The 17,517-nt window shown below is 66.6% G+C and carries 12 protein-coding genes and 1 pseudogene; 6 read left to right on the forward strand and 7 right to left on the reverse strand.

Annotated features, from left to right (window positions below; genetic code table 11):
• Positions 1-50: 50 nt before the first annotated feature.
• The gene (locus tag ACLJPY_RS16250) at positions 51-1,322 is read right to left on the reverse strand and encodes a spinster family MFS transporter (protein ID WP_410589358.1); all 1,272 of its coding nucleotides are present in this window, start codon (positions 1,320-1,322) and stop codon (positions 51-53) included.
• 379 nt (positions 1,323-1,701) lie between these two features.
• Between ACLJPY_RS16250 and ACLJPY_RS16255 the strand changes: the two genes are divergently transcribed.
• Positions 1,702-2,070, forward strand: a complete 369-nt coding sequence (locus ACLJPY_RS16255; protein WP_410589360.1) for a VOC family protein — start codon at positions 1,702-1,704, stop codon at positions 2,068-2,070.
• 209 nt (positions 2,071-2,279) lie between these two features.
• Here ACLJPY_RS16255 and ACLJPY_RS16260 read toward each other — a convergent pair whose 3' ends face one another.
• Together ACLJPY_RS16260 and ACLJPY_RS16265 are read right to left on the reverse strand one after the other, a co-directional pair.
• Positions 2,280-2,696 (reverse strand): hypothetical protein, encoded by a 417-nt coding sequence (locus ACLJPY_RS16260; protein WP_410589362.1) that lies wholly within the window; start codon positions 2,694-2,696, stop codon positions 2,280-2,282.
• A 63-nt stretch (positions 2,697-2,759) separates the two neighbouring features.
• On the reverse strand, positions 2,760-4,712 hold the full coding sequence (locus ACLJPY_RS16265) for an RICIN domain-containing protein (RefSeq protein WP_410589363.1): 1,953 nt from the start codon (positions 4,710-4,712) through the stop codon (positions 2,760-2,762).
• Between the two features lie 1,182 nt (positions 4,713-5,894).
• Here ACLJPY_RS16265 and ACLJPY_RS16270 point away from each other — a divergent pair.
• The gene (locus ACLJPY_RS16270) at positions 5,895-7,496 is read left to right on the forward strand and encodes a beta-1,3-glucanase family protein (protein WP_410589365.1); all 1,602 of its coding nucleotides are present in this window, start codon (positions 5,895-5,897) and stop codon (positions 7,494-7,496) included.
• A gap of 281 nt (positions 7,497-7,777) precedes the next feature.
• On the opposite strand, the gene ACLJPY_RS16275 is transcribed toward ACLJPY_RS16270, so the two are convergent.
• Complete coding sequence (locus tag ACLJPY_RS16275) at positions 7,778-9,037, reverse strand: MFS transporter (RefSeq protein WP_410589367.1); 1,260 nt, start codon at positions 9,035-9,037, stop codon at positions 7,778-7,780.
• A gap of 186 nt (positions 9,038-9,223) precedes the next feature.
• On the opposite strand from ACLJPY_RS16275, the gene ACLJPY_RS16280 reads away from it, so the two are divergent.
• Complete coding sequence (locus tag ACLJPY_RS16280) at positions 9,224-9,919, forward strand: GntR family transcriptional regulator (protein ID WP_410589368.1); 696 nt, start codon at positions 9,224-9,226, stop codon at positions 9,917-9,919.
• Positions 9,920-10,066: 147 nt separating this feature from the next.
• Here ACLJPY_RS16280 and ACLJPY_RS16285 read toward each other — a convergent pair.
• A pseudogene (locus ACLJPY_RS16285) lies at positions 10,067-10,210 on the reverse strand (IS256 family transposase); the annotation flags it as partial.
• Between the two features lie 469 nt (positions 10,211-10,679).
• A complete protein-coding gene (locus tag ACLJPY_RS16290) occupies positions 10,680-12,218 on the reverse strand; it encodes a tannase/feruloyl esterase family alpha/beta hydrolase (RefSeq protein ID WP_410589370.1) in 1,539 nt (512 codons plus the stop codon).
• Between the two features lie 1,039 nt (positions 12,219-13,257).
• Between ACLJPY_RS16290 and ACLJPY_RS16295 the strand changes: the two genes are divergently transcribed.
• On the forward strand, positions 13,258-13,422 hold the full coding sequence (locus ACLJPY_RS16295) for a hypothetical protein (protein WP_410589371.1): 165 nt from the start codon (positions 13,258-13,260) through the stop codon (positions 13,420-13,422).
• Positions 13,423-13,924: 502 nt separating this feature from the next.
• Here ACLJPY_RS16295 and ACLJPY_RS16300 read toward each other — a convergent pair.
• A complete protein-coding gene (locus tag ACLJPY_RS16300) occupies positions 13,925-14,125 on the reverse strand; it encodes a putative quinol monooxygenase (protein WP_410589913.1) in 201 nt (66 codons plus the stop codon).
• Positions 14,126-14,468: 343 nt separating this feature from the next.
• Between ACLJPY_RS16300 and ACLJPY_RS16305 the strand changes: the two genes are divergently transcribed.
• Both ACLJPY_RS16305 and ACLJPY_RS16310 read left to right on the forward strand, forming a co-directional pair.
• Complete coding sequence (locus ACLJPY_RS16305) at positions 14,469-16,535, forward strand: AMP-binding protein (protein ID WP_410589373.1); 2,067 nt, start codon at positions 14,469-14,471, stop codon at positions 16,533-16,535.
• Positions 16,536-16,757: 222 nt separating this feature from the next.
• Positions 16,758-17,393, forward strand: coding sequence for an SDR family NAD(P)-dependent oxidoreductase (locus ACLJPY_RS16310; RefSeq protein WP_410589374.1), 636 nt, complete (start codon positions 16,758-16,760; stop codon positions 17,391-17,393).
• Positions 17,394-17,517 lie beyond the last annotated feature (124 nt).

The following is a 17,517-nucleotide window of genomic DNA, read 5'->3' on the forward strand; positions in this document are numbered from 1 at the left end:
CATCTACATGGTGACGGTGTGGAGAGCCGGAAGTCAGCGCCTTCCGGCGGTCATCTCGCTGCCCGCAGGGAGCTGCGCATCCGCGTCCGGTCTCGGGTGACGCACCGAGCGGCACCGAAGAGACCGGCTGCGCCGACCAGCAAGCCGACGGGGATGACGATCGCCAGGCTCAGGTGCAGACCGTGCGCGGCTGCAGCTTCGACGCTCAAGGCCCGTGAGGCGGCGAAGTGGTCGGACAAGGCGCCCGCGACCAATGGGCCGAGTGCACCTCCGAGCAGATACGACGCAGCCAAATAGACGGCCATGGCTGTCCCGCGCAGCCGCGGTTCGACCACATCTGCCACCGCCGGGTACGCGGCGGTGAAATACAGGTACTGCAGCAGCCAGCCCGCCGAGAAGACGACGACGAAAACGACCGGCAGATCGGCGGCAACGACGAAGGCCGACGCGGTCAGCGGCACAGCTGCCAGCAGCCCGTATGCGCCGGTGAGGACACGGGCCGCGGACGAGCGCCGGCTGGCGCGATCGGCGATGCGGCCGCCGAGGATCAGTCCCCCCAAGCCGGTCAGCCCGATCGTGATGCCGGTGAGAGCCCCTCCGGTAGCCAAGCTGGTGTGGAAGTACCGCTGAAACAACGGCACGCTGAACGTCGCAACCGCGTAGGAAGCGATCTGTGCACCGACACCCGCGAGCACCAGCCACCACAGGGTGCGCACGCGCAGCAGGCTCCGGAACGGTGTATTCACCTGCGCGGTGGCCACCGGCGCGACCTCGGATGCGCCGCGCGCCGGCTCGCGGATGAACGCCAGCAATCCAGCGACGACCAGACCGGGCAAAGCGGCGGCGAAGAACGCCGCCCGCCAGCTGCCAAATGCGTCGGTGATCGCACCGACTGTGAAGAACGCGAGAACGAGCCCAGCGGGAAGCCCCAGTTGCCAGCGGCCGGTCGCGCGAGCCCGCCGGTCCGAAGGGTAGAGGTCGGCCACAAGGGAGTTGGCCGCCGGAGCGAAGCTGGCCTCACCGACGCCGAGCAGCAGCCTGACCGCGACAAGGGTCACGAAACCCCCGACGAGACCCGTGACCGCCGTGAGCACGCTCCACACCGCCAGCCCGACGGCGAGGACCACCCGGCGGGAAGAGCGGTCGGCCAGCCTCCCCAGTGGAATCCCGAAGAGGGCGTAGACGACCGTGAATGCGGCGCTGACCAGGCCGATTTCCGCGTCGGACAAACCGAATTCGGCTTTGATGGGCTCAACGACGATCGCCGGGATCGTGCGGTCGTAGAAGTTGAGCAGGTTTGCCGCGAACAGCAGTGCGAGCACCCATCCAGCCCTCGTCGTCGGTGGCGGAGCCAGTGTGGTCTGCCGGCGGTCATCGGGGGCCATGTCGTCTCCGGGGCGGGCTCATCAGTGAACTCGAACGAGCAGTATGAAGTAGGCCCCGTGGCGGCACAAGAGTCTGGAACGTTCACGTTCCAGACTCTGATATACGATCAACCCGGTTCGCGAACCGGGCCACTTGACCGGCGCACCGTACGGTCGTCAACGGCACGTTCCCCGGCAAGTTCGGCGACGGGTAGGGTGACGCCGACTTGGAGCAACGCGAGCAGGGCCAGGACACGAGCCGTCGGTTTCACCACCTCGACAGCATTGCCGCGATAAGGGGCAGAGTTTGACCTGCATCGGGTCCAGCGCCGTGGCCATGACCACCCCGAACGCCGTCCAGTTCGCCTCGGTGCGCGTCATCACCGAAGACCTCCACCGCATGGTCCGGTTCCACGAGGTGGTGACACGGGCACCGCACCCGTTGATCGACGACTTTGTCGAGCTGACCACGCCGTCCGCGACGTTCGCGCTCAGCCACCCGCGACGGGTCGCGTTCATCGACGAGAAGGCGCCGCGGGCAGCCGCCAACCACAGCGTCATCGTCGAGTTCTTGGTGGACGACGTGAACGCCCTCTTCAGTCGGTTGCAGGACGAGTTCGGCGAGAGCATCGCGGTGGTGCAGCCGCCGACCTTGATGCCGTGGGGTAACCAATCAGTCCTGCTCCGAGACCCGACGGTGTCCTGATCGACCTCTACGCAGCAGTGACACAGCGAGCTCTGCAACTGCAACGCCGGCGACAACCGAAGCTGCTGCCGCAGCGGACCATCGTTGGGCAACCACACGACCTGAAGCCCACCGGCAGGTTGCTTGTCCCGCCTACGGGCCAGCAACCTGCCGGCGAGCTTACGAACCTCCGATTCCGTCCGAGACAGCCATCGAGCACCGACAGCGAGCTATCGGAGCTTGATCAGATACACCGACGCCGTTCCCGAGCCTTCCGGGCCGACAACATGCACCACGTGACCACCAGCGGTGAGCGACAGCGGACGCGTCCGGTGAACGCCTGCCGAACCACCCACGTAGCCCAGTTCGACGTCGTCGACATAGGTATCGAAGAACGCAGTACCCTCGAGGTCGTACTCGAGGGCAAAGACCCCCGCGGCCGGCGCGCTCGCTTCGAAGTACGCGTCGCTGCTCACCCAGCCCAGGAGCTGGCGTGCCGGCGAAGCCTCGACGACCTTGGATTGGACTTGGGCCACGGAGTCCAACACCGTCGCGCCAGCTGCCGTCGGCGCCACGCAAGCCGCCGAGATCGCAACACCCAGTACCAACGACGCTTGGGCCGTCTTGCCCAGTTTTCGCACGTTCACGAAGAGTCCTTTCCTGATTTGCCGTGACAGGGTCGAAGGCGCGATTGCCGCTTGGTCATCGCCTCAGGCGCCGGGCAGCGACCAGCGCTGTCCGGCGGTGCCGTTGCAATCCCAAAGCGCTACCCGGGTTCCGTCAGTGCTGGACGAACCGGGGTCGTCGAGACAGCGTCCGGACAACGGGTTGCGATATCCGCCGTTGTAAGGCTGCCACTGCTGGTTGTCGCCGCCAGTGCAGTCCCAGAGCGTCACCGGGGTTCCGTTCGCGGTGCCGTAGCCTGCGACGTCGAGGCACTTGCCCAGAGCTCGGAGCGTGCCGTCGGAGTTCACCTTCCACGACTGCGCCGCGGTGCCGTTGCACCCCCACATCTGCACGGCGGTGCCGTCGGCGTTGCTCCCGGCGTTGACGTCCAGGCATTTCCCGGCGACGCCGGAGCGCACCGGGCCGGAGCCGTCGAAGGGGCCGCCCCCGGTGGCCCGGGAGACCACCCGGAACTTCTGGCCAGCCGAGTCATTCGGTGCCCACTGCGCGAACTGCGTCCCCGCGGCCGTGCTGCCGGCCGGGTCGTCGAGAGCCAGCTTGCTGTTGCGGTTGTAGAACGACCAGGTACCGTCCGGGTTGGCCACCGGCATCCACAGGTCGTTTCCTGCCGAAAGGTTGCCGGCTGGCCACTGAACGATCGCCGCTCCCAGTTTGCCGGACTCGCCGGCGACGTTGAGCACCTGCCCGCTTCCGGCGTTCTTGATCTGGTAGTACCCATTGGTGCGCAGTTCGAAGGTCCAGGACGCGCTCGTGGACCCGTTGTCCGGGTTCTGAACGATCGGAGCCGCGTTGGCGGTGGATCCACCCTGCACTCCGAGTGACATGCCGCTGGCGACGTTCTCGAGTTTGTAGCTGCCACTGAACGGCGAAGGGTCGGACGTCGGCAGGACCTGGAACAGGCCGACCATGCCGTTCATCTCGAACGCGTCCGGATTGGCTTCGTTCGTCGGCTTCGTCCACTCGTTCCAGGTGAGGTTGGCACCGTTGCGCATGCGCCAGGCCTGAGCTGCGTTGGAGCGCATGTAGGCGTCGTACCTGCCGCACGTGTTCGTGTCGGTGCAGAAGTCACTGATGCCCTTGAAGAGCCAGTACTGGTACGAAGAACCGCGGCCGGCGTTGTTCGACACGATCGGCACCGTGTTAAGGAAGTGGTCCGCTGTCCGCTGGGCGTCGGCCCGGTATCCGGCGTTTCCGGTCACCCGGTACAGGAAGTCAGCGGCTTCGATGAACGAGCCCGCGTTGTACGCGTTGTCGGAGGCCTGCAGCTCGGTCGGGCCGCCCGGCCCGTTCGGGAAGGCGATGCACTCGTTGACCACGCCGGTTGTGGCGTTGACAAGCTTGCTCTTGACCCAGTCGTAGATCGCCGTCGCCTTGGTAAGGTAGGCGCCGTCCCCGGTGACCTGGTATAGCGATACCGCAGTACTGACCATCGGGTTGTTGCTCAGCGAGCACTTGCTGTACTTGGAATTCATTTCCTCCCAGATGCCGCCGCCGCCGTCGCCGGTCCACCCGCGGTTGTAGGTCTTGTTCCACTGGTCGGCCGCGAGGTTGAGCAACGACTGGTCCCCGGTGGCCAGGTATCCGCGCACGACGGTTGTGATCATCCACGCCAGATCGTCGTTCCAGGTGGCCCACGAAGTCCAGTTGGTGCCTTCGTACTTGAGGAAGGTGCCGATCAGGTCGCGGACCCGCTGGCGGTCGGCTGCGCTGTGCGTGCGCTCGTAGACATCCTGCGCCACCTGAATGTTCAGAGCCGCGATCCAGGAGCCGGAACGTTGGGTGCCGATGCTTTTCAGCTGGTTCGTGTAGTAGGTTTCGCCGTTGGCCTGGACGAGGAAACTGTCGTTCCAAGCCTGGAAGACGTAGTCGGGCGAGGGCAACGCGGCTGCCTGCGCGGACGGTGCGAGCGTCGTGATACCCGCCGCTGCGAGCGCGAGCGTCGCGCACCCGGCCACGAACTGCTTGATCTTTTTCATGTGGCTGAGCCGATCTTCCGGTGTGTGCGATGAAGGGTGCTGCTGGTCCCGGAGAGACCGCCGGTCCGTTTGACGCGACGGCCCCTCCGGAGCTTCAGGAGTGGCGGGTGTCCATCTAGGAATGGCGCCACCGTTGTTCGACGCGGTCACGAAATAGCTGCCGGAAATTTTCCGACAACAGCTATTCTATGGTGACGCGGCCCGGGTTGTCACTGTCACAACGAGACAGAAACAGCTGACAACCACCACTCGGCTACATCTAATTGTGCTAGCGGAATTTCAGAAGGCAGCCCGAAAACACTGGTTGATTGTTCTATGCGTGCAACGCCACACCGCCCGAGAGCCACTCGTCACCGGCCGGACAGTCGTTATTCCAGCCAGGACAGTTCGGGCACGACCTTTTCTACGCGATTTTTCAATGCGTTGACAGCGAAGGCGTTCAACCGGAGAACGCAAGCGTGCCGACCACCGCAGACTATCGGTAAACGATCATCTGACCGAAGCACCCTCGGCCGCCGTAGCGCCCGGCGGCCGGCCCGCGCTCGTACCTCGCGCTCGTCACGGACACGAATGTTGCGTCCAGACTCCTGTCTCGGCCGACGGCCATGTCATCCTCCGGTCGCGGTGTCGCTCGTCACTGAGTTCGATCACGTAGCCGTCTGCAGTATGCGGATCACCTGGCGATCGCACAAGAGTCGGGAACGCTTACGTTCCAGATTGTTGGTCAATCGCCGACAGCTCAACCGGGCGGAGCTGTCGACCTATAGGCGACGAGCTCGCGGTGGACAAGCACGCCACACTTGAGAGCTCGTCAGCAGATGCCCTCAGGCTGACGGTTCGCAGTAGCGGGACTGCCGGTACACGCGATCGTGAACGCCCATGTTCCTGATCGGCCAGACAGTCTCCGGCGTCCATGGCCGACGCGCAAATTGCATCGCGGCCGCACGGGCAACACGATTGCCCGGGAGGACAGCCGCACGTCTAGACCATTGACTGGCGCGGTGGCCGGCTCTACCGTCGGATCCCGCTCCCTCGACGATCACCGTCTGTGCAGCCTCTTCGGCCCGCTCCACAGTTCCGAGGAGTTAGCAACCAGTGACGTCTCGCGCGCAGGCAAGGGTTTCACGCCCAGCCTGCGGAGTTCGAAGCACGGAGCACCCACCCCGGACAAAGGAGTCGCCGGTGCGAAACCGAAGAAGATTGACCGCGATCATCGCCGCGCTCGCGGCGGTCGCGGCGACGGTCATAATGGGGGGCACCGCCCCCGCCGCCGCCTCCGGTCCAGCACTCCTGCCGTTGTCCATCACCAACAACACCGGTCGCGGCGACGCTCTCTACCTGTACGTGCTCGGCGTGAACTTGAGCACTGGCCGGCTCGGGTACGTCAACGCCGGAGGCACCTTCACCGCGTGGAGCGGCGGCGGCAATCCCCCGATACCAGCACCCGACGTCTCCATCGCCGGTCCGGGGAACGGCGGCAGCACGACGATCCAGGTGCCGCGCAACATCTCCGGACGCGTGTACTTCTCGATGGGCCGGCGTCTCAACTTCTTCCTCACGCCCGACGGCCTGGTCCAGCCGGCACCGTGGGCCGCCGGCGACTCGAACCGCGACATCCTGTTCGACTGGAGCGAGTTCACCTACAACGACGCCGGTCTCTGGCTGAACAGCTCCCAAGTCGACATGTTCGCCATCCCGCACACGGTGAGCGTTACGACCGGCTCCGGCGCGGTGAACACGACCGGCACGCTCGTCGCGAACGGCCGAGACAACGTCATCAACGGCATCAAGGCGCAGACAGGCTGGGGCGGCTCGGTCTACACGCGCTCCGACGGCACAGTCCTGCGCGTCCTCGCTCCCGGCAAAGCAGCCGACGCCGGCCAGCTCAGCAGCACGTACCTCGATCCGTACATCAACTCGGCGTGGAACGCCTACACCGGCAAGGTGCTGACCGTCGTGCCGTTCGCGGACCAACCGAACACCAAGTACTTCGGCCGCAACACCGGCAACGTCATGAACTTCACCAACGGCGCCGGACAGCAGGTGGCGTCGTTCACCAAACCGTCCTCGGCGAACGTCTGGGGTTGTGACGGCGCGCTGGCCGCCCCGAACGACCAGGTCGTCGGCCCGATCTCCCGAACGCTGTGCGCCGCCCTCAACCGCGGCACCCTGGGCACGATCGACACCCAGCCGAGCACCAACGCAGCCGACTTCTACAAGAACAACCCGACAAACCAGTACGCGCGCCTAGTGCACGCGAACATGGCCGACGGCAAGGCCTACGCGTTCGCCTTCGACGACGTCGGTAACTTCGAATCCCTGGTCAACGACGGCAGCCCCCGCGCCGCGGGCATCACCCTGAACAGCTTCACCGGCGGCGGGACGAACCCGCCCCCGCAGTCGGGCAGCCGGATCATCAGCAACTGGAACGGCAAGTGCATCGACGTCCCGTCGCAGAACTTCGCCGACGGCGTCCACCTGCAGACCTACGGCTGCAACAACACCATCGCCCAGGACTGGACCTACACGGGCGGAACACTGCGGACGCAAAACAACATGTGTATGGACGTCGCCTGGGGCTCGACCGAGAACGGCGCAGTCATCCAGATCGTCACGTGCAGCGGTAACGCCGCCCAGCAGTTCGTCCTGAGCGCGGCCGGTGATCTCGTGAACCCGCAGGCGAACAAGTGCGTCGACATCCAAGGCTGGAACGGCAACGACGGAGCACCCTTGGTCCTGTGGGACTGCACCGGCGGCGCGAACCAGAAGTGGCACCGCGGATAACCCAACGGTCATCTTGTTCAAAACCCAGGGTCTGGGGCCGGTCCAGCCGGCCCCGGACCCTGGCCCTCCACCGTCAGCGCCGGTTCAAGGCTGCTCTCCACGACTCGCAAATTCGATTCAGTCAACGAACTTCAGATCTTGCGGCGGACCCAGCAGCTGCTCCGCCGTCCGGTGCGCGATGTCCTCCCTCACCGTGTCGGCCAGACCGGCTCCGTCCAGGAAAGCCGGCCCCGCTGTAACCGCGCGCGGCGACCAGCGGATCGAGCCAGGTCCCCGACCGGCTAAGGAACGGGGTCCGATTCCGGCTGCTGTATCGCCGCCGACATCGACGTCGCCGCCACGCGACGCGGGACCAGGACACTGCTCACCCCGCCGACCACGGCGGCCGCGGCGAACACCAGGACGTTGCCCGCCAGCCCGACCCCGGACGCGACGAGCAGCCCGCCGATCGCCGGACCCGCCGCCGCGCCCAGCCGCCCGATCCCCGAGGTGACCCCCAGAGCGGTGGCGCGGGCCGCGGTGTCGTAGTGCATGGCGACGTAACCCCACAAGACCGACTGGCTGCCGACAACCATCGCACCGGCCACGAAGACCAGGACCGAAGTCAGAGTCGGGGAATGCGGGGAGGTCAACAGCAGCATGGCCGCGGCGGCGAGCACGAACAGCGTGGTCGCCACCACGCGTCCGCCGAAGCGATCCGAGACAGCGGCACCGGCCAGGCCGCCGACCACCGACCCGATGTTGAGCAGCAGCAGGAACGTCAGAGCCGACCCCAGGTCGTAGCCGGCACCGCGCATCAGCTGCGGCAGCCACGTGTTGAGCCCGAACACCAGGAGAAAGCCGCAGAAGTTCGCGATCGCGAACAGGACGGTGGCGACCGCCATCCGGCCGCGGACGAGCTCGCGAATTCTGCCGCTTTCGGCCGGCCGGCCGGCCGAAGCCAACCGAGCGGACTCCGGCAGCACCCACCACGCCAGCGGCACCAGGGTCACCAACGGCACCGCACCGAGCGCGAACAGCCCGCGGAACCCGATCGGTCCCAGCAGTGTGATGGAGGCGACCGCTGCGACCACGCCGCCGACCGGGAACCCGGACAGCATCACCGAGTTGTAGTAGAGCTTGCGGCCCGCCGGCGCGAGCTCCACGACCAGGGCGATCGCGGTCGGCGGGATCCCGCCGAAACCCAGTCCGGCCAGGAACCGGAACAAGCCGAGCAAGCCCGGTGTCGGGGCAAGTGCGACAAGCACCATCATCACCGAAAACCACACGAGCAGACCGATGAACAAGCGGCGGCGCCCGAACCGGTCGGTCAGCCACCCCGATGCCGGCGCCCCGAGGAACATGCCCAGCAGCGCGTAGCTGCCGATCGCGCCGGCCTGGCCGGCGGACATGCTCCACCCGGGATGCGCCAGCAGGGCGGGAACCACCGAGCCGTACACGATCAAGTCGTAGCCTTCGAACACGATCGCGCCGAAGCCGAGAGCGACGACGAGCCACACGGACCGCGCGACAGGCGGTGTCGCGGCAGCAGGAGAGGACATCAGCGGCCTCCGGTCGTTTGCGAACTGAAAGCGTGTCTTCGATGCGGCGGACCGCCGCCCCTGGTCGCCCGGATGGGCCCATGTACCGCACGTCACGCGGCCGATCTGTTCTACGCCGCCGAGGTTCGACTTGTCAATAAACTTTCGAAAGTTGGATTGATAGTCGCAACTCGCTAGTCTGTCGCCATGAGCGGAAGTGCCGGGACGACCAGAACGGAGGCTGTCTACCAGCGACTGCGCGCAGACATCCTCGGCGGGCGGCTGGCCCCCGGCGAGCGGCTCAAGTTTCCGCTCCTGTCCGAGCGGTACCAGACCAGCGTCGGCGCGGCCCGTGAAGCTCTCACCCGACTGACCGCCGACGGCTTGGTGACCACGCGGCCACATCAGGGCTACCTCGTCACCCCGTTGTCGCACCGCGACCTGGCCGAACTGACCCAGGCCCGGGTCGAGATCGAGTCACTGGTACTGCGCCTGTCCATCCTGGAGGGAAGCGTGCACTGGGAGGCCCAAGCCATGGCCGCCCACCACCTGCTGGAACGCACCGCGTTCAAGCACTCCGACGACCCGGACCACCCCAGCGACGAATGGTCCGCCGCGCACAGTGCGTTCCACGCGACCCTGCTGGCCGGATGCAGCAACCAGCGCCTGGTCGATACTGCTCGATCCCTGCGCCAGGAGGCGGAACTCTATCTGCAGTGGTCGGTGTCTTTCGGCACCGAACCGGACCGCGATCTCGCCACTGAGCACCGGCACATCCTCGAAGCGGCCATCTCCCGTGACGCCGACCGCGCCCAGGAACTGCTGCGCGATCACGTCGCTCACACCGCGTCTTTGCTCATCCGCGGCGCTCCGGACGAACCAAACCACCCGGCCGGACCGTAGTTCCTCGTCCGGCCTGTGCGAGCACCTCGGGCCGGGGCTCCCGCCCTCGAAGCCGCAGTTGATTGAGCCGGCGGCCACGTGCAGCAGTCCCGGGCAGGTTGGTTCTGTTCGGGGTCCATCCCGTGGTGTTTCCGGCGTTGTTGAGCAGTAGGTTTCGGCTCCCGGCCAGCGGTCACCGAACGTGACGGCGAAGGCGGTGATCACAGACTTCCAGCGCATCGTCCATCGGGCGCGGCCTGTCCCGGTCGGGTCCAGGCTGCGGGTCACAAGGTACAGGGACTTCATCGCGGCTTAGGTTCAAGGAGTCAGCGCAACACCCCGTCATGACGAGGGTTTTGTGTTGGGACGTCCGGCGATATCGGCGACGGTTCAGCGCTCTTTCTGGGCGGGGATCCGGCGAGGTGAGATTATCGACGTCGCGGCCGCGGAGGTCAGCGCGTCGAAGACTGTCGCCTGGCGGTGGTACAGCGAGGCTGGCGGAGTGCTGCCACCACAGCGGTGCGAACCCTCGAGTCGCCCGTTCCGCCTGTCGTTCGCCGACTGGGAAGAGTTATAAGGGACATTCCCCTCCCGGTCCTGAGACGGCGCGCGAGGCACTATGGTCGGTCAACCGCCTCCGCGCCCACGCCGGAAGACGGTTGACCAACGCCGCAACGGCAGCGGGTCGGCCGGTTTCGCGAGCCGCCACCATTTCATCGGCCTACCCTCCCCCACACCCTTCAGAAACAACAATTTTTGGGAATCCGAAGCGAAATCACGGTCATCCCTGGGTTTCCTGTTGCTCAGGACGAACCGGGTACGGATGGATCTTCCGGGTCGCCGCAACCTGGCCGTCGACCTTGGACTGGACAGCTACGACCGTCTGGGGAGACTGACCGTCGGTGACCCATGCGTTGAGCAGATCGGCGAAACTGTCACTGGCCAGCTGCGGACCACTGCCGCCGACGCAGTGGTACTCCCCGGGGACCATGAACAGTCTCACGAAACTCTGGGCCGCCGCCGCACCTCCGGCATCGGCTTCGATGGCCTTATAGAACTGCACCGTGGCAGCAGGTGGCATGGCCTCGTCGGCCCAACCGCTCCACATGATCAGCTTGCCACCCGCCTTGCGGAAGGCCGCAAGGTTTGGACTGGCGTTGTACTGAGATGCCAGCGCCGCGAGCCTGGCGGGATCGGTATCGAAATTGAAGCTGTTCTCTTGGAAAGTTGGACCGGGATCACGGGAAAAGCCAAGATAACGGTCGAACTGAAGGCCGATTCCACCCTCGAGCGAGGGCCCACCCGCATTGTTGATCCGAGAGGTCCATTTCAGCTCGGAGCCAGGCTCATTGCTCCCGTACGAGGTGATTGCCTGGCCACGCGAGTTGCGCACCGGCCCGTAGAACAGCCGGGCCACTCCCACCTGAGCGGCACTGAGGCAGCCGGCGCCGTTCGGGTCCGCCGGCGGACACTGCGCGACCGCCGGGTCAAAATGACATTTTTCGGGATCAGTGATGGTGCCGTCGGTGGCGCCGCACGCTCGAAGCGCGGCCTCGTGGAGGATGGGAAGTTTGTCGGTCGTGAGGATCACGTGGCCGTTGACGTCCCGGTTGACCACATCCGTGTAGACGCCGTCGTACCCGATCACTGTCGACCACTCCGGGAACGCCGGCCCGGCGATGATGCCGTTGAAGTCAGTGGGATACCGCGCCGCCTCGACGAGCCCTTGGCGCCCGCCTTCCGAGCAACCACTGAAGTACGACTCGCGCGGCACCGTTCCGTAGAAGGCATGGACGATCGCCTTGGCTGCCACCGTGGTCACATGAGTCGCACGATAGGCAAAATCGATGTCAGCTTGAGGGTTGTCGTATGCAAAACCCCCGTTCAGGCCGGGTTCGACATGCCCCAGGCTGTTCGCGACCGTTGCGTAACCCTTCCCTAAGAATGGCGCACACTCATTGAGATAGTAGGCACCGCCAAGACCATGACTTCCGTTCGCTTCCAGCATTTGATTCCAGCCGGACACGGGAAGCTGAACGATGAAAGTATCCGAAGGTGTGACGTACCCGTTGACAGTGCACTGGGTCACCGCCTGACTTCCGGTGCCGCTGGTCGTGATCGTCGCCGAAGTGATGAATGTCGTTGCGCCCTTGAGGGACTCGAAGTTGTCCCCGCCGCTGGCCGCCAACACCGCGCATCGTGCTTCGGCACCGCCTGAGCCCTCCGATGCCTGCGCGTCACGGGCGCCGGCCACAGCCTCAGCAGGCACCGACGCGACAGCCAACGCCATGACCAGCATCGAGGCGGCCGCGATGCTCACGACGGTGAAAGTTTTTGACCGGCGGGCGGGAAGCGATAGGGCATGACCGATACGAGTTCCCACGTTCTTCCTTTCGGTAGCGGACGGGCCGGAACCCATTGCGGTAACGGTGGGCTGGGGGTTTGCCGCACTCGCTGTGGCGGAATGTCTGTTCAATACGATTTAGTAAGGCGTTCGTTTTACGATTCCGGCGACGTCGCCGATGTGCGGGCACGAGAAACCGAATTACGGACCCCCTAATCCCGAGGACGCAGCGATCTGACCTCGCGGAGCGCAAGGATCGGCGGGACGCCACAGCCTCCCGTCGGTAACTTTGGCCCGTTCACCATCATGCACTTACTTCATCAATGATGAAGCCGGGGCATGTCGGTGTCAAGCGTGACCCGTGAACAGCACAGAGGGGGTGACTGGACCTACCCAGTGCGCCTAAAACAGTCACAACAGTCACCTGGTGGTTGATCGGCACATTCGAAACGTGACTTGAAAGGCCGATAAGGGTAGATCGAGGTCTTTGCGGTGTACGTCGGCGAAGACTGCGCTGTGTCGTTGCCGGGCGTACGAGGCGTGGTCGATAACGAGATACCGGCGCGGCCGCGCTCTCGGCTCCGCCGGCAGTCGAGCAGTCGTTTGCGCCGGGACAGTCCGTAGAACGAGCAGTGGAGCGTCCTCCTGCGCTTCGGCGGCTTCGACGAAGCGGGCGACGTCCTCGCGCTGGAGCCCGAGAGCCGGGCTCGACGCCAACGGTTCAATCCGGCCGCGCAACAAACCATCTCGTCGAAGTATGGCCCCGACGTAGTCCAGATCGGAATCGCACTGAGCTCACGGCCAGGGTCGTCGGCTCTCGGCGGCGTCATACGCGGTCGCTTCTCGACGTCCACCGACACCGAGTCGTTACGAGCTGCACCTCGGCGATATCGGCTACAGAGCCATAACCACCAGCCCCTCCGGCGCCCTGGCCGCGGCCCGGCTGGCTCGACATCGAGCGGGGCCACGCCTGCCCTCTTTCGACACCTGTGCCCGCACCCGCCACCTGGTCTCCGTGGACTACCGGGTCCATGTCCTGCACCAGCCGCCGGCACCGCGGCAAGCCGAGGTCGAAAACGTCCGGCCCAACTGCCCGCGCCTGGACGACGATGGGATTCCGGTGCACCTGCGCACGGACACGCTCACCGCGCTGTTCAGCATCCCGATCACGACGACGTGACCACCCGCAACGGGAGAACCTTCCGCCAGAGCGCCGACGCCCTCTCGCTCTGCCGCCGGACCGGCGCTCGTTTTTTGGCGAGCAGCCGCTGGACTCCGGCCAGGACGGCGGCGGTGGCGTTGTTATACGCCACCCGGGTGCTTCGGCACCCCGAGCGACGATCAGGTGCCGGACCGCGATAACTTCCAGCACCCGCCGTCGCCCGCGGCGTGACAGCTTCGCCCGCGGCTCGGCCGCCGGTGTGGTGTCCCGACGCCGGACACACTTGCCGCTGGTGCGCCTGAAGCGACATACGATGATTCCGGTACGGCCGCGCGTGCCAGCCCGGCGCTTCGGGCGCAAACCGACAGACGACGCTGACACGCGGGATGCCTACACCGTTGTAGCGGCGGCACCACCGATCGAACTGGATGACCCCATACATGTCCACCGAGCGGTCGGCGCGGGTTGCTCAGGTCCGCCGGGACCGCGCAGCCGTTCACCATCCAAAGCCGCCGAGGCCTTACGTCGGTTCAATCAGCGTGAGTAGCACGACGGCACATGCCGGGCATAGGCGCCATCGCTGATCCCCAGATAGGTCACGCCACCCCTCCGACAGAACGAAGAAGTCGGGTTCGCTCACGGACTGACCGACGTGCAGCTGGATACAGTTCGGCTCGACCCGCACCTGAAGAAGCACCTCACGCAGAGCCGCCGAGAACATTCTCACCAGAATCGGCGTAAGGCATGAACGCCGATTCCCTTCGGAACCGCGACCGAAGGCATTCGCAACCCGGCTTCAATGCTCATCCTCCGGAAGCCCACGAGGTGCTTTTGTTCGCGCACAACCTCCACAGTTTGGAGGGGCGCACCCAACACGCACTCGACGGCTCCTTCTCACCATAACCGGAGCGGCTGCCGCTACTGAACAACAGGAACATCTATCGCCAGTGCTTACTACTTTCCAGTAGTAAGCCGTTAGGACTACCGACATTCCGCCATTCGCTGCTAGCGTGACGCTTCCGTGACCTGAACGTGTGTTCGGCAACACAGCGTAAGGACAGACGATGCGTGACGACGTGGTCGAGGCGAGCGCCGTGGTCGGGCACACGCCTGACGTGGTGTGGCAGATCGTCGGAACACCGGAGTGGTATCCGCGATTCGTGCCGGAGATCAGCTGGTGCGAGATGCAAGAGCCGGCTTCGCGCGGGCGCGGGCCGAAGGGTGTGATCCGGATCGTCACCGACCGCGGACCGATGCTGGAGGCGCAAGTCCGGGCCGCCGTGTACCGGCCGGGCGAGCACGTCGTGTGGTGCGGCGTCCCCGACGAAGGCACGTGGGTCTCCGTCGAGCTGAGACCGCTGGCCGGCGGCAAGACCGAGCTGCTCCTGCGGATGATGCTTCCGCCGACGCACGCCGCCCTGATGTCGTCCGCCAAGAAAAGACTGCAGGCCGTGGCCAGACGGCTTGAGCTGCGTCTATCCGACCAAGCCGCCCCGGAGCCCGGGCTCGAGGGAACCAAGGCCACCAAGCTGCGCACCACGAGCATCCTGCTGCGCGCCGGCGTGCTCAGCGCCGGACGGCCGGACAAGCTGGCGCGCCAGCTGAACTCCCTCGCCCAGTGGGGCGCCACGGTCGCGGGCGGTTACCAGGCCGCGGCGGCCCGCGTCCCGGACGAGCCCGCCCTGCACGACGAGCGCAGCACGCGCACCTTCAAACAGGTCCAGGAGCGCAGCGACCGGCTCGCGAACGGGCTGAGCGAGCTCGGCGTCGGCGAACGCGACCGGATCGCGCTGATGTGCCGCAACCACGCCGCGATGGTCGAGTCGTTCGTCGCCGCCAGCAAGCTCGGCGCCGACCTGATCCTGCTCAACACCGGCCTGTCCGCGGCCTCGGTCAAGGACGTGCTCGCCGAGCACCAGCCGGCCGCCGTGCTCGCCGACGACGAGTTCGCGCAGACCATCGCGAACGTCCCGGGCGAGTTCGCCCGGATCAGCACCTGGCCGGACGCCGAAACCGGCTACCCGACCGTCGACGAGCTGATCCACGCCGCCCCCGCCGACCCGCCCAAGCCCGTCGACCGGCCGGGCCGCGTGGTCGTGCTCACCTCCGGGACCTCCGGGACGCCGAAGGGCGCGCGCCGCCCCACGCCCAAGGGCATGGGCACGGCCGCGGCGATCCTCGACCGCATCCCGCTGCGCGCCGGCGACCGGATCCTCGTCGCCGCACCGCTGTTCCACAGCTGGGGCCTGGCCGCGATGCAGCTCGGCATGGCGCTGCGGGCGTCGCTCGCGCTGATCCGCAAGTTCGACGCCGAGGAAACACTTCGCGCGATCGCCGAGCAGAAGTGCGACGCGCTGTTCGCCGTGCCGATCATGCTGCAGCGCATCATGGACCTGCCCGAGCGGGTCCGCGCGCGCTACGACCTGTCGTCGCTGCGGATCGTCGCGAGCAGCGGCTCGGCGATGTCCGGCTCGTTCGTCACGCAGTTCATGGACACCTTCGGGGACGTCCTCTACAACTTCTACGGCTCGACCGAGGTCTCCTGGGCGAGCATCGCCGGCCCGGCCGACCTGCGCGCGGCGCCGAGCACCGCCGGGCGCTGCCCGCTCGGCACGCGCGTCGCGATCCTCGACGAGGACCGCAAGCCGGTCCCGCCCGGCGGCGAAGGCCAGATCTTCGTCGGCAACGACATGCTGTTCGACGGCTACACGAACGGCAAGGAGCCGGCGCGCGCGGCGGACCTGATGGCCACCGGCGACGTCGGCTACCTGGACGCGGCGGGCCGCCTGTTCGTCACCGGCCGGGCCGACGAGATGATCGTGTCCGGCGGCGAGAACGTGTTCCCCCGCCCGGTGGAAGAAGCGCTGGTGGCGCTGCCCGGCGTGCACGACGCGGCGGTGGTCGGCGTGGCGGACGCGGAGTGGGGCCAGCGGCTGGCGGCGTACGTCGTCCCGCGGCGCGGCGCCTCGCTGCACGCGGAGGACATCCGCGCCTACATCCACCAGCGGCTGGCCCGGTTCGCCGTGCCGCGCGACGTGTACTTCGTGCCGGACCTCCCGCGCAACGCGACGGGCAAGATCCTCAAGCGCCTGCTGCACGACGACACCTGGCCGGTCTCCAGCGAGTACTGATGCCCGAGTTTTTCCGCGGCGGTTGGGGTGGCACCCTTCGCGAGGCGACCTGCTCGGCGGCAGTCTCCGAACTCGACACTGTTTCAGTGAAAGCTTTAAGAAAGCAGTGGTAGCAGCGGACGGCTCGCCGCCGGGATCCTGGATCGGCACGGCCGATTGGACGTCGTCGTGCACACCCCGGCGGTGGGGATACGGCAGCGTGGAGACGATGCCGGTTGACGCGTGTTCACCACCGTCGTCGACACCGCCGTGCACGGCACGCTGCACCTGGCGCGCGCGGTGCTGCCGGTGCTGCGCGCGCAGCACGCGGGGACGTTCATCGGGGTCAACTCGTTGTTGGGCTCGGTCACGGTGCTCCAGATAGGCGCTTACGCGGCCCTAAAATGGGCCAGCGAGCTCTGCTGCGCACGCTGCAGCAGGAGACCCGGGACGAGCGGGAGGTGTCGGTCTGCACTGCGGGCCCCGGCAGTAATCAACACGCACATGTACTACCAGGCGGCCAACTACACAGGGCACGCCGTGCGGCCCCGTGGCCGGTGCTGGCCCCGGAACGGGTGGCCGAGGCGATTACGCGGCTGGCCGACCGTCCCCGCCGGCACGTGTCCGTCCCGGTCGGTCCGGGCAACCCGGTCATCATCGCGGGGTTCCGGCTCCTGCACAGCTCTACGACCGGCTGGTCGGCCCGCTGGCCCGGCTGGCCGTGCTCACCCGTGCGCGGTGGCAGCCACGCCGGGAACCCATGCACCGGCCGACCCCGCCCGGGACCGCATCCGCGGCCACTGGCCTGTCCCTCCCGGAGAACAGGTGATCGCGATGCCGGCTCAGCCCTTGACGGACATTCCGGCGGCGAGCTCATGACCGCGCCGGGACCCGAGCCCGACGAGGTGCCTGGTCTGGAGCGGGACGGTTCGGTCACCCCGGGCGACACCCCCGCCCTCCGAGCACTTGTACTACGCGCGCGGAGAGCACGTCCCGGGTCGAC

The sequence above is a fragment of the Amycolatopsis sp. lyj-23 genome (assembly GCF_046549135.1).
GTDB lineage: Bacteria > Actinomycetota > Actinomycetes > Mycobacteriales > Pseudonocardiaceae > Amycolatopsis.